General features: G+C 29.2%; 13 protein-coding genes and 3 pseudogenes. 15 read left to right on the top strand and 1 reads right to left on the bottom strand.

Translation table 11 applies throughout. The features are described from left to right. From FBF15_RS04540 to FBF15_RS04515, 6 genes and pseudogenes are all read left to right on the top strand, one after another. Positions 1-1326, top strand: a complete 1326-nt coding sequence (locus FBF15_RS04540) for an esterase-like activity of phytase family protein (RefSeq protein ID WP_052773633.1) — start codon at positions 1-3, stop codon at positions 1324-1326. After that, a pseudogene (locus tag FBF15_RS04535) lies at positions 1323-2133 on the top strand (alkaline phosphatase family protein). Before FBF15_RS04540 ends, FBF15_RS04535 begins: the two are co-directional and overlap by 4 nt. Then, entirely contained in the window at positions 2130-2969 is an 840-nt protein-coding gene (locus FBF15_RS04530) for an ABC transporter permease subunit (protein WP_038817140.1), read from the top strand. Before FBF15_RS04535 ends, FBF15_RS04530 begins: the two are co-directional and overlap by 4 nt. Continuing rightward, positions 2970-3749: an ABC transporter permease gene (locus FBF15_RS04525; protein WP_002860042.1), complete on the top strand. Its 780-nt coding sequence runs from the start codon at positions 2970-2972 to the stop codon at positions 3747-3749. A gap of 3 nt (positions 3750-3752) precedes the next feature. Continuing rightward, positions 3753-4742: an ABC transporter ATP-binding protein gene (locus FBF15_RS04520; RefSeq protein WP_002776579.1), complete on the top strand. Its 990-nt coding sequence runs from the start codon at positions 3753-3755 to the stop codon at positions 4740-4742. Continuing rightward, the gene (locus FBF15_RS04515) at positions 4739-5377 is read left to right on the top strand and encodes an HAD family phosphatase (RefSeq protein WP_002781807.1); all 639 of its coding nucleotides are present in this window, start codon (positions 4739-4741) and stop codon (positions 5375-5377) included. Before FBF15_RS04520 ends, FBF15_RS04515 begins: the two co-directional genes overlap by 4 nt. Positions 5378-5400: 23 nt before the next feature. Here FBF15_RS04515 and FBF15_RS04510 read toward each other — a convergent pair whose 3' ends face one another. Next, a complete protein-coding gene (locus tag FBF15_RS04510) occupies positions 5401-6156 on the bottom strand; it encodes a basic amino acid ABC transporter substrate-binding protein (protein ID WP_002854837.1) in 756 nt (251 codons plus the stop codon). Positions 6157-6482: 326 nt separating this feature from the next. Here FBF15_RS04510 and FBF15_RS04505 point away from each other — a divergent pair. The 9 genes and pseudogenes from FBF15_RS04505 (at position 6483) to FBF15_RS09625 (ending at position 13407) form a co-directional block, all read left to right on the top strand. Beyond that, positions 6483-7212, top strand: a pseudogene (locus FBF15_RS04505) (hypothetical protein). Then, a complete protein-coding gene (locus FBF15_RS04500; RefSeq protein WP_038817009.1) occupies positions 7142-9070 on the top strand; it encodes a hypothetical protein in 1929 nt (642 codons plus the stop codon). Before FBF15_RS04505 ends, FBF15_RS04500 begins: the two are co-directional and overlap by 71 nt. An 11-nt stretch (positions 9071-9081) precedes the next feature. After that, positions 9082-9315 carry a hypothetical protein gene (locus FBF15_RS09645; protein ID WP_019108674.1) on the top strand — a complete coding sequence of 78 codons (234 nt, stop codon included), beginning with the start codon at positions 9082-9084 and terminating at the stop codon, positions 9313-9315. A gap of 12 nt (positions 9316-9327) precedes the next feature. Further along, positions 9328-10677 carry a filamentous hemagglutinin N-terminal domain-containing protein gene (locus FBF15_RS04495; RefSeq protein WP_223212452.1) on the top strand — a complete coding sequence of 450 codons (1350 nt, stop codon included), beginning with the start codon at positions 9328-9330 and terminating at the stop codon, positions 10675-10677. 4 nt (positions 10678-10681) lie between these two features. Next, positions 10682-11608 (top strand): annotated as a pseudogene (locus tag FBF15_RS04490) (hypothetical protein); the annotation flags it as partial. Between the two features lie 410 nt (positions 11609-12018). Next, a complete protein-coding gene (locus tag FBF15_RS09640; RefSeq protein WP_223212451.1) occupies positions 12019-12216 on the top strand; it encodes a POTRA domain-containing protein in 198 nt (65 codons plus the stop codon). After that, positions 12188-12430 carry a hypothetical protein gene (locus FBF15_RS09635; RefSeq protein ID WP_032598091.1) on the top strand — a complete coding sequence of 81 codons (243 nt, stop codon included), beginning with the start codon at positions 12188-12190 and terminating at the stop codon, positions 12428-12430. Before FBF15_RS09640 ends, FBF15_RS09635 begins: the two co-directional genes overlap by 29 nt. A gap of 251 nt (positions 12431-12681) precedes the next feature. After that, positions 12682-12999, top strand: a complete 318-nt coding sequence (locus FBF15_RS09630) for a hypothetical protein (protein ID WP_242633115.1) — start codon at positions 12682-12684, stop codon at positions 12997-12999. A gap of 111 nt (positions 13000-13110) precedes the next feature. Beyond that, positions 13111-13407, top strand: a complete 297-nt coding sequence (locus tag FBF15_RS09625) for a hypothetical protein (RefSeq protein WP_050554046.1) — start codon at positions 13111-13113, stop codon at positions 13405-13407. Positions 13408-13442: the final 35 nt, after the last annotated feature.

The following is a 13442-nucleotide window of genomic DNA, read 5'->3' as shown; positions in this document are numbered from 1 at the left end:
ATGAAAAAGGTTATTTTAACAAGTGCTATGCTTTGCAGTGTTTTATTTGGAGTTCAAGAGTATGAGGCCAATTTAGCAGGGCATATTATCATAGATTCTAAAAGTACAGTAAAACCTCCTAAGGATGCTCCTGATTTTTTTAAAACTTATGGGAAATTTGCAAATATCACTAGAGAAGAAAAAATTGGAACTTTTAAATCTAAGGGAAACAGGGAAACAGATTTTTATTTACCTTTTAAAAATCAACCTATACAAGGACATAGTGGGATAAAATATATTCCAAAAAAAGATGTTTTTTGGGTAATTAGCGATAATGGCTTGGGTAAAAAGTATAATTCTTATGATTCTATGCTTTATGCTCACGAGTTTAAATTTGATTTTAAAAACTCAAAATACGAACTTTTAAAAACAGTTTTTTTTAAAGATAGTGATAAAAAATACCCCTATCCTATAACCACCGAAACAACTAAAGAAAGGTATTTAAGTGGGGCTGATTTTGATACTGAGAGTATACAGGTTATCAATGATGAATTTTATATAGGTGATGAATTTGGTCCTTATTTGCTTCATTTTGATAAGAATGGGAATTTGAAAGAAGTTTTTGATGTGTATGTGGAGGGTAAAAAACTTATTTCTCCTGATAATCCAAGTTTAAAATTTAGCGATAAGCCTGATGGAGAAAATGAGAAATTTAATATCAAGCGTTCTAAAGGCTTTGAAGCTATGGCAAGCTCTAAAGATGGTTCTAAACTTTATTTGCTTTTAGAAGGAAGCATTTATAATAACAACGCTTATGAGAATGAAAAAGGTAAAGAATATCTAAGAATCATAGAATTTGATGTAAAAAATAAAAAATTCACCGGAAAAACTTATAAATATTTCTTAGAAGATAAAAGCCATTCCATAGGTGATTTTAATATGATAGATGATAAATACGGCATCATCATAGAAAGAGATCAAAAAGAAGGCACTAAAGATAAGGCTTGCAAAGAAGGTGAAGATACTAAGCATTGTTTTAATAATGTAGCTCAATTTAAAAGAATTTATAAGGTTAAATTAGATGATAAAACTCATGAAGCTCAAAAAATTTCTTATATAGATCTTTTAAATATTAAGGATAGAAATAAAATTTCTAAAAAGCCTTTGGTAAATGATAAATTTGTTTTTCCTTTTGAAACCATAGAAGGTGTGGATATAGTAGATGACTCTCATATAGTTGTAGAAAATGACAATAACTTTCCTTATTCTTCAAGTAGAGAACCTAATAAGACTGATGATAATGAGTTTATTTTGCTTGAAGTAAAAGATTTTTTAAAGAGTAAATGATGTCCAAAGTTATTTTAGTTGTGCTTGATGGCTTAAATTGTAAAAGCACTAGTATAAATATGGGATATTTGAATGCACTTTGCAAAGAGAATTTAGGCAAATTTTATTCTTTAGAATGCGAACTTCCTAGTATGTCTCGTCCCTTTATACGAGTGCTTATTAACAGGCGTAAAGCCTGTTTTAAGTGGGATAATTAATAATAAATCGAGTTTTTCAAAACAAACAAGCATTTTTGATCTTTGCAAAGAACAAGGCTTAAAAGCTGGAGGCGCAGCTTATCATTGGGTTTTTGAGCTTTATAATAAAAAAGAATTTATTCCTTCTTTACATCGCCATATAGAAGATGAAAATTTAACTTTACCTTATGGACATTTTTATTATGAAGATGATTATTTAGATTCTCATTTATTTGCAGATGGGGAGCATTTAAGAAACAAATATAATCTAGATTTTACTCTTATACACTCTATGAATATAGATGATGCAGGACATAAATTTGGCTCACACTCTATCGAGTATGCTAATAAAACCAAAAAAGTTGATGTTTTGATTTCTGAGTATTTGCCTACTTGGTTAGAACAAGGTATTAATGTAATCATCACAAGCGATCATGGTATGACAGAGGGTAAAAGTCATGGAGGCTTAAGCGAAGATGAAATTTTAGTGCCTTTTTTCACTTTTGGTAGTGCTTTTTCGTATGAAAATGCTAAGATAAAACAGGATGAAATTTGTGGCAGTGTCTGTGAAATTTTAGGACTTAAACACGATAAGAGATATAATGATGAAATTTTAAAGGCCAGAAAATGAAAGAAAAATTTCTAGCCTTTTTAAGTATTTTACCTTTTTTTATAGTTTTTACTTTTTTTATGATAGCACCTTTGATTTGGATTGTTTTTAATGCTTTTTATGTAGAAGAGGATGAAATTTATTCTTTAGCCAATTTTATACATATTTTTGAGTCCAAATTCTATCTACAAAGCATTATAAATTCTTTACAAATCAGTTTTATTTCTAGTATTTTTGGACTTTTAATAGGGCTTTTGGCGAGCTATTCTTTATTTATTTTAGCTCCATCAAAAATATGTAATTTTCTCTTTTCTTTAAATACTATGATAAGTAATTTTTCAGGAGTTCCTTTAGCTTTTGCTTTCATTATAGTTCTTGGAAGCAATGGTGTAGTTAATGTGTTTTTGAAGAATTTAGGTATAGAGCCTTTTGTTAGTGTTTATGCTAATTTCGGGGTAAATATTGTTTATGTGTATTTTCAAATTCCTTTGGCAATCTTGCTTTTGCTTCCAGCTTTTAAAAGTCTTGAAAATTCACATTTAAATGCTTGTAAAATGTTAGGTGGAGGCAATTTTTTATATTGGTTAAAAATAGCTTTGCCTTTGCTCGCTCCTGCTTTGTTTGGTGTTTTTGTGATTTTATTTGCCAATGCTTTTGGAGCTTATGCGACTATTTATGCTTTAAGTTCGGGAAATTTTAATGTCGCCCCTGTAAGAATCGCTGCTTTAATCGCAGGCGATATCAATCTTGATCCTTATATGGCTAGTGCTTTAAGCATCATTATAACTATTATCATGCTTGCTATTACCTTTATAGCCAATTTTCTTTCTAAAAAATATAATTTTAAGGTGCTTTAAATGAATGAAAATTTGAGTTTAAAAGCTAAAATTTATCATTATGCAGTTTTGTTTTTGGTTTTTTTATTTTTAGCTTTGCCTTTAATGGCTACTTTTTTATATTCTATTTCCACTTCTTGGGGTGTAAGTGTTTTGCCTGATGATCTTACGCTTAAATGGTATCAAGAACTTTTTCATGATGAAAGATTTTTACTTGCTCTTTGGCATTCTTTGCTTGTTTGTGTGGGCAGTATTTTACTTTCTGTGATTCTTGTTTCCCCTTTGGTTTTTGTGCTAAATTATTATTTTTTAAAATTAAAAGCCTTTGTAAATATACTTATTATCATGCCTTTTGCTGTACCTCCTATAGTTAGCTGTGTAGGGCTTTTGCAACTTTATGCTGACAATATGGGAGGCACAGCTTGGATACTCATTTTTACTTATTTTACTATAGCTTTGCCTTTTATATATAGGGCTTTAGATAATGCTATGTCTAATGTCAATTTAAATGAACTCATCGCATCTAATGCTATGCTTGGAGGTTCTTTAATGGGAGCGATTTTTAAGCTTGTCTTGCCTAATTTAAGAAATGGAATTTTGGTGGCAGTTTTTTTAAGTTTTTCTTTTTTAATAGGCGAATTTTTATACGCAAATATTCTTGTAGGAAGTGCTTATGAGACTTTGCAAGTTTATCTTTATAATATCAAAAATCAAAGTGGGCATTATTCTAGTGCTTTGGTAATAGTTTATTTTGTGTTAATTTTTATAACAACTTTTATAGCTAGTTTGATTAAGGAGTAAAAAATGGCTTATTTAAAGATTAAAAATTTTAAAAAAGCTTATGGGGATAAAATTATTTTTGAAGATATTAATTTTAGTGCTAAAAAGGGTGAGTTTATAACCCTTTTGGGCCCAAGTGGCTGTGGAAAATCCACTCTTTTAAGGTGTATAGCAGGGCTTAGCCAAATTAATGGAGGAAAAATTTCTTTAAATGATAAAGATCTTACCAAATTAAGTCCTCAAAAAAGAAATATAGGTATGGTTTTTCAAAATTACGCTCTTTTTCCAAATCTTAACGTTTTTGAAAATGTAGCTTTTGGTTTAAAGATCAAAAAAATGGATAAAAAGGACATAGAAAAAAGAGTGAAAAAAATGTTAAAACTCGTCGAGCTTGAAGAATACGCTAAAACTTATCCACATAAGCTTTCAGGCGGACAAATGCAAAGAGTGGCTTTAGCAAGATCTTTGGTGACTAAACCTGATTTACTTTTACTTGATGAGCCTTTATCGGCACTTGATGCTAAAATTCGTAAGCATTTAAGGGTGCAAATTAAAGAAATTCAAAAAGAACTTGAACTCACCACTATTTTTGTAACGCACGATCAAGAAGAAGCTTTAGAGTTATCCGATAGGATTATTTTAATGAATGAGGGTAAAATCATACAAAATTCCAACGCAAACAATCTTTATCTTTTGCCAGAATCTCATTTTGTGGCTAGCTTTATAGGAAATTACAATATTTTAAGCCCTAAAGAGCTTGATAGCTTGGGTTTAAAACACGATTTTAAAAAAGATATAGCCTTGCGTCCTGAAACCATAGAAATTTCTAACGAAGGCTTAGAGGCTAAGATCAAAGAAAAATCATTGCTAGGTAATATCATACGCTATAGGGTTAGAGTGCAAGAAATTGAATTTAAGGTAGATACTTTAAATTTTAGCACTCATAGTACTTATGAAGCAGGTGATAAAATCGCTTTAAAATTCAATCTTTCTTTAGCAAAAGAGTTAAAATGAAGCTTGTTTTATTTGATTTAGATGATACTTTAATACAAGGCGATAGTGCTAAACTTTGGCTTAAATTTTGTGTTGAAAAAGGTTTTTTACCTCAAGAATATTTAGAAAAAATCGTTTTTTATCAAAAACAATATCAAGAAAAAAAGCTTGATATGGATGAATTTATGACTTTTTTTCTTCAAAGTGTTAAGGGTAAAAATGAAGATAGAATTTCATCTTTAGTAGATGAATTTATAAAAATTTATATAAAACCTTATGAAAAAGCTAAAGAACTTATAATCAAATATCAAGATCAAAGGTGTATTATAATTTCAGCTACGGCTGAATTTTTAGTTAGAAAAATCGCCTCTTTTTTGGGAGTGAGAGAAAGCATAGCCATAAAATGCGAGCGTGTGGGTGATAAATTTAGTGGAAAAGCTTATGGGATTTATAGCTTTAAGGAAGGCAAGGTTTTAAGACTTAAGGAATATTTGGGTAAAGATTATGAAAAATGGATGAAAGATTCTTATTTTTTTAGTGATTCTATCAATGATTTACCTTTACTAGAGTCTGTTAGCAAAGCCTTTGTATGTAATGGCGATGAAAAAATTTTAAAAATTGCAAAAGAGAGAAAATATGAAATTTTAACTTTTTAAGCTATAAGCGTGAAAATTCACGCTTATTCTAATTCATATTTTTTAATTAAAGTATCATAAAATCCATCAGTTTTTGCTTCATCTATGCCTTTGTTAAATATTTCAATAATATCTTTTTGTTTATTTTTATCAAAAGCAAAACTAAAGCCTTCTCCTCCATCTGTTTCTTGGTAGAAACTTACCAATTCTGGATTTTCAGCTAAAAAACCTTTAGCAGTATCTTGATCAGCTACAATAGCATCAATTTTGTTGTTTTTTAGTGCTAAAACAGCTATGTTTAAATCTTTATTGCTTTGTACTTGTGCATTTTTGATAGCTTTTGCAGTATTTTCTTGTAAAGTTCCTAATTGAACTCCTATTTTTTTACCTTCTAAATCATTTTTTGTTTGAAGAGAGTCGTTGTTTTTTAGCTTAAGATAAAGATTTTTACTCATATAGTAAGGTTTGGTAAAATCAACACTTTGTCTTCTTTCATCAGTTGCGCTCATAGCTGAGGCAATCATATCGATTTTGCCAGCTTTTAAGGCAGGAATCAATCCATCGAAATTGGTTTCAACCCAAACAATTTTAATACCATTTTTTTTGGCAATCTCTTCAACCAAATCAGTATCAAAACCTGTAAGTTTTGAGTTTTCTTTATAATTAAAAGGTTTATAATTTGGAGCAGTTCCAACCTTTAATTCTACACTTGCATTTGATTCTTTATTTTTAGAATCACTACAAGCACCTAAAAATAAACCAACTAAAGCAACTAGAGCAATGCTTAATATTTTTTTCATTTTTTTCCTTTGATATAAAATGTTTTAAAATTATACTTATTTTAAATTTATATTTAATTAAGTCTGGATCAATTTTTAGAAAAGTTATATTAATGTTGTGCTTTTAGATGATATTTAAATAATTATAAAAGTATTTTTTTAATATTTAAAATAAAATTTTATTTAAGAATATATTAATATAAAATTTGTTAAATTTTCATTAAATTTAAATATTGAAAAATAAAATATCAAATTAATATTTTATAATCAACTCAGGACATACGGGATAGTGTTGCAAATAATCAATTTGCGATAAATCAAAAGGTTTTATTTTAGTGAGAAATGAGATGAAAAAATATTTTAATATTTTTAAAATTTTTACAAATAAGACAAATGCAAAATTTGGCTTGGGCGTTTGTAGTGTGGTTTTATCTTCTTCGGTTTGTTTTGCGGCGGTTCAGGCTACAAGCAAGGATGGAAAAATTTTTTATATTTCTGAACATTCTTTTAAGGATAATCAAGTTTATGATCCTCAAGCAGAAATTTTTAAAAAAATTAATGGAAAAAATTTCTATGCTTCTAAGTCAAAATACCCTATATCAAATTTAACTATGATTCATAATAACCCTAAATCTGGAAATAAAAATTTATCCAAGCTTGAAATTTTAACTCCGGATACTTCAAAAGAAGAGATCATAACAGCTTTTAGCACTTTAGGAACCGTATCTTCAGATACTCAAGCCGTTCCTAGTTCTTTTATACCTTTTATTGTAATAGCTTATGCTCAAAATACAAATGCAACAAATAATAAACTTATATTAGAAAATGGAGAATTATCTTCTGTGTATTTTTGCAAACCAAGCATAGGGGATTGTGGAGTACCTAATAATTCTCAAAAAGGCGATCGTTTTAAGTATTTAATTACTGCGGCGTTTACTGACAGGCGGGCGGGGGGGGGGGGAATTTAACAATCAAACCATTTTAAAAGAAAACTCCTATATTAATAATGGGTGTAGAAAATATCTACACCTTGCCCTTAAATGGAGCTCCTTATATTTCAGGATCTGTAGCTTTTGATGGTGAAGCTAAAGACAATAAATTAATCTTAGAGTCAAATACAAAAATTGACCTTCATAATTCCCAGTATTTTTCAGATGAAGAAGGTAAGGATATTTATGATGAAAGAATTACTCGTTTAATGGGAGCTTTTGGCATAAATTCTAATTTACAAAACAATAAAGTTCTTATCGATTCAGCCAATATCGTCCTTCATGGGCCAGATGGTGAGTATACAGCTCGTTCGACCTTTGAAATTTTAGGTGCTTTAGCTGATGTAAATAATCTTAAAAAATACAATGTAAGTAAAAATTCCGTAATAATTAAAAATTTAAATTTAGATTTAATGGTAAATTCGCAAAATAAAATAACTTTTTATGATGCTGTTTTATTTGGAGAAATTTATGGCGGAAGAACATTACAGGGTAATGCAGAGAAAAATTCTATAGAAGTTTATCATTTTAACTCATTAGATCATCTTGATAAAAACATTAAAACACATGCATCGTTAAACCTCTATGGTGGGTATTCTAACGATGGTGAAGCTAATGGAAATAAAATTGTATTTCGTCTTAAAAAACCTTTAAAAATCAGTGATAATTTTTATGGAAAAAATTATTACAATCTTTACGGAGGTTTTGCTACGGAGGGTGCGAATTTTAATATTATTGATATACAAAATGATTTAACCTATGAAAAAGTTCCACAAAATTATTCTGATAAATTTACTGTATATGCAGCTAGAACTTTAAGTGGAAAAGCAAATAATAATACCTTAAGTATAAAAGATTCTGTTATTTCATTGCCTTTATATGCTTTTATTACAAGTGAAACTACGCTAGATGGTATAGACTATATCGCTGATGAATCAAACAATAATGAAGTAAATTTTGAAAATATTAAATCATCTAAAAATTTAAGTTTGATGATCAATACTAAAAATGTTTCAAATAATAAAATAAATTATAATCTCATTCAGAGTTTAACCGAAGCGAGTTCTTTAGGAAAGGGCTCAAAAATTATTTTAAAAGCAACTCAAAATGCAAACAACAATCTTATAAAGCTTAAAGATTGTTCTTCGGCTGCCGTGGAAAGTTCGTGCATCATAAAAGCAGACAAAGAAAGTGCTTTTAATAAAATCATCATCAACAACACAGTTTTTAGTACTGCCTCAGATAAAAGACAAGGTTATGTGGGGTTGATAGCTGGAGTGTCTGCAAATTCTCATGATAATATCATGGAGCTTGTTAATTTAAATATAGATGAGTATAAAAATCAAGATGCTATATTTTTAGCTCCATCTGGAACTTCGGATATTTCAAATTTTAAATCTTATAACAATACTTTATATTTAGGTGGAGAGTTAAATTTCTTTAAAGATGTAAATATCGATTTGCTTTCTGGTTCTGTTTTTCATGAAGTAAATAAAAAAGGCAAAATAATCACTCAAATTCTACCGCATCAAGAAGATTTTTCTAAAAATAATCGTTTGATTATAGATACTCAAGATGTCAAATCAGAAGTGGTAAATAACTTTGAAAATTTTACTTTTATTTTACCAAATAAAATAAAAAATCCTATCTTGACTATAGAAAAACTTATAAATCTTCCTTCAAATGGAAGTATGGAAATTCTTACTAAAAATAAACCAACAAAAGGAAAATATATTCTCATACAAAGTGATGTTGGAATTTATGATGGTGACAATAGATTGTTAAATCAACAAGAATTAGAAAATTTGTTAGAAAAAATGAAAAATAATAAAAATAAATTTAATTACAACAAGATAGAAAAGTTGGCTAAAAGTACATTGAAAAATGTAAATTTTAGCTTTGAAGTTTCAGATGATGCAAAAATAATTTATATCAACATACTTTAAAGGAGAGTAACATGAAAAAGATGAGTAAACATATAGTTTTATCATTTGCGGTGAGTTCTTTGCTCTTTTCTCAAGCTTATGCTTTGCCACAAGGAGGTAAATTCACTCATGGTTCAACAGGAAGTATAAGTTCAAGCAATGGCACGATGAATGTCATAGGAAACAATAAAAACTCTGTTATTCAATGGGGTGGTGGTTTTAATATAGGACAAAATGAAACTGTAAAATTTAACGGAAATCAATAAAACTACCTAAACATTGCTTATCAAAAAGATGCTTCTAAGATAGATGGAAAACTAGATGGCGGCACCAATAACATCTTTTTAGTTAATCCCATGGGAGTTTTGATTGGCAAAACAGGAACTATCACTGCGGGAAAATTTGTAGCTAGCACAACACCTTTAAAAGATTCAGATGTCCAAAATTTTATTTCTCAAGGGATGAATTTTTCTCCAGTATTTGATGTAAGCAAGCAAGGAAATATTATAAATCTTGGAAAGATCAATGCAGATAATATTGTTTTAATAGGAAATAAGGTTGAAATCAATAAAGGAAAAATTACTTTGGATGTATTAAAACTTGAAGGTAACAAAGTTTATGTTGATGCTGGAGTGGTAAAAGATACAAAAAATATCGTAGCCAAAGCAGAGCAAGAAGCTATCATTCAACAAAGCATAACAAGTTTTGAAGAAAATGGAGCTTTATTGGGTAATTCTAGTAGTAAATTTAGTTTTGATGATAGTAGTAAAGTTAAAAACTGGACTAAATATGGAAGTATTGCGGATCCAACAGAATGGAATAAATTTGCTGATTTTTGGAATGTAAATAAAGAAAAATTTAGAACAGCTTTTGATCATTTTCGTTTGATTGATGATATTGATTTTAGTGGCGTGAAAACATACATAGTAGGTGATAATACAAGCAATGCTTTTGCTAAATCTTTCGATGGTTCTGGTTATGCTTTAAAAAATGTTAATATTAATTCATCAAATCAATATGTAGGAATTTTTGGAGTTGTTCAAAATAGCTATATAAGAAACCTTAATATTCAAGGATTGAAAATTGCTTCAACTGGTTATGATGCTTATGTTGGAGGTATAGTAGGGCAAAATATTGCAAACAGTTATACGGGTTTTGAAAATGTGACTGTTAATGATCTCGTTATTAATACAGCTGTAAATACTAAAGTTGGCGGAATAATAGGCTGGGGAAATGGTAGTGGAGGGAATAACACTATCAATTTTACAAATGTTGTTATTAATAATATAAGTATAGTAACAAAAGAAGGTTCTTATGTGGGTGGCATAGGCAGACAAATTGATGGTGGTAATTTTAATAATGTTGTGGTTAATGACATAGAAAAACTTATAACTTCTGGGAATGATAGTAAAACAGGAGGATTTACTGGAAAAGTTGGAAATTTAAAGATTAATAATGCTTACTTATTTTATAAAAATGGAGCAATTTTGAGTGCTGGAAATTATAAAACACAAGCTGGAAAAGTTATTGGTGATCCTGGAATTAGTGTAAATAATAATTTTAGTAATATTTATGTTTATCATAATTTAGAAAATGGTTACATTGATGAAGGACAGAATTTTTTTTAAGTCTGTGCAATATAATAGTGAAGTAACAGGAAAAAAAAGATTTTGATAGTGCTGTAAGAAAGAAATTTAACGATATAAAATATCTTGATAATAATTCTTATGCTTTTGCTGATTCTTTTACCAAGGTAACAGATGCTGTGAAATTATCCAAAGACGACTTTGACCCTAAATTGCTTCAAAGAATTTTAGATGATTTGATGAATGGAAAATACACTTATGGTTTTGATACCAAAACTTGGATTTACGTAGATAGCAAGGGTGTGGCAGGGGAAAATGAAGCCAGTGAGATCACTCAAAGTTTAAATTTCTTAAATACATTTAAAGATACTGGAGTAGAACAAGAATTTTTAAAGTTATGGCAAGGTTCGCAAGAACAAAGTTATAAAAATTATACCAATCTTTATGAAAAATGGACGCAAAAGAAAACTGCTATGGATAAAATCAAAACCGGCAAAGGTTGTTTCGCTAGTTTTAAAGAAGAATTACAAAAATACCAAGAAGCCTTAGCTCAACTTGACAAAGAAAATAAAAACTATGAAAAAATCAAAGAATCAGGCTTAGTTAGCGATGAAACGCTTAGAGTTATGTATGCAAAACTTTTAGAACAAAAAGAAGCTCTTGAAAAGCAGTTTGCGGATCTTAGTGGAAATGAAGGATTTCACTATAAGCTTGAAAATGAGATTCTAAATTCTCAAGGTTTTGCTATAAATGGAAGCGATGTAGATGGTAAAGTGTACACTGGAAAATATAATTTTGAAGGAAAATTAGCCTCATTGCCAGAAAAATCAAATATATCTATCTATGAGCCAGATAAACAAAAAAAGAGGGAGGGGGTGAAGATCCAGACAAACCTTCTGTATTGCCGCCTGAAATTCCTGAAAAGGTTGTAGAAGCTCCTATAAAAATTCAAACTAAAGTAGACACAAAAAAAGAAGATGATGATCAAGTGGACATAGGAAAAGCAGATGCTAGAAGTAGTGGTTTGCGTTGTATTGTAAGTGATAATTTTAAGACAATGAACATTTGTGTAAATGTAAAATAGGAAATAAAAATGAGAAATTTAATCTTATTGCAAGTATTTTCACATGCTGAAGAGCTAAATAATAATAAAATAAGAGAGCTTATAGAAAGCTCTTCTGAAGCAAATGGACCACAAAATAAAAATTAAAAAATACATTAAAAAATCAAAAAAGCCCTGTAAATTTTAAAGAGCAAAATACTACAAATATTGCAAATTTACAAACTGATCAAAATGAAGCTAAGGTTTTTGTAAGAGAGTATGTTTTGCATATCGATAATAAAGATTTGACATTTAAAAAATTAAGAATTAGCGAAAAATAAATTCAAGATGCAATAGCTGAATATCGCAACCAAGAATTAAGCTTACAAAATTTAAAAGATATAACAAACATTATAGCTTATTATTGTCAATTAAGTAGTCATCCTTCGGCAACTGCTTATATACCACCGCAAGATTTAAGTTCTAACAAAGTGCAAATTAACATAGCTTTTGGAACTTTTAGGAAAAGTAATCATTAAAAACAACTCAGGTGTCAGAGATTATGCTTTAGAGAGTAAATTGAACAAAAATCTTAAAGGGAAAGTTATCACAACTAAAAATGTGGAAAATGAAATTTATAAAATCAATGAAATATACGGAATCCAAACCAATGCTAATTTACAATCAGGTGATGGTTGTGGAGAAAGTGATGTTATTATAGAAGTAAAGAAAGGTGAGATAGTGCAACTTTAACTTTATATTCTAACAACTATGGGACTAAAGAAACAGGTCGTTTTAGAGCAGGAATGAGTCAAAGTTTAAACAATATAGCAAGATAAGGGGATAACTTAAATTTTTATCTTCAAGATAGTGATAAAAATCAAACAGATTATGGGATTAATTATAGTACTTTTATAGGGAATTTAAAAATTACTCCATTTGCAACTCAAGGACATTATATTCCTGGCAGAATTTATAGAAATCTTAGTTTTTATAGGGACTCTATGAATGTTGGAGTAAATTTTTCTTATCCTGTGTTTTTATATACTGAGTATTCTTTATATCTTGTTTCGGGTTTTGCTCATAAAAAGATTAAAGATTATTATCTTGATGGTTTAGTAAGCAATGAAAAAGCGAGAAATAGTGTAAATTTGGGCATAGAAAGAACTTATAGAGGTTTGGAGAATAATGTCCTAAGTTATACTTTAAATTTTATATATGGTAATGTTGAAAATGATGGTGATTTTTCTGGATTTAATGGAGTAAATTTAGGAAATTTTGGAAAAATGAATTTAAATTTAAGCAACAAATATCAATTCTAAGAACGCTTAACTCACATTTTTCAACTCAATTATCAAAAAGTTATCAGCGATACTGTTTTAGATAGTAGTGAATCCGTATCTTTAGGTAGACCTTGTGGTGTATGTGTTTGTTTGGAAGGTGAGGGAAGTGCGGATAATGTTGTTTCTGGCACCTTGGGAATAAGATTTCAAACACCTTTAGAAGGGCTTTACTCGACTCCTTTTTATGATATAGGGTATTCTTGGTATGAAAATAAAAAATATCAAAGTGAAAATCATTATCTTATGGATGCAATGGGTATACAAATACTCTATACAAGAAGTGCTAATTTTTATGTAAAAATGGATGCTGCAAGAGCTGTTTATCGGCTTAAACACGATGGAGAACATCGAGCAAGAGTTTATGCAAGCCTAGGAAAATACTTTTAACTTTGGGGTGATTGGAAATTCCCCGCCCCCATTTT

Origin of the sequence: Campylobacter sp. CFSAN093233, from assembly GCF_011068165.1 — a bacterium.
Classification (GTDB): Bacteria; Campylobacterota; Campylobacteria; order Campylobacterales; family Campylobacteraceae; genus Campylobacter_D; species Campylobacter_D jejuni.
The sequence above is the reverse complement of the archived record's forward strand: the minus strand, read 5'-3'. Positions and strand labels throughout refer to the sequence as shown.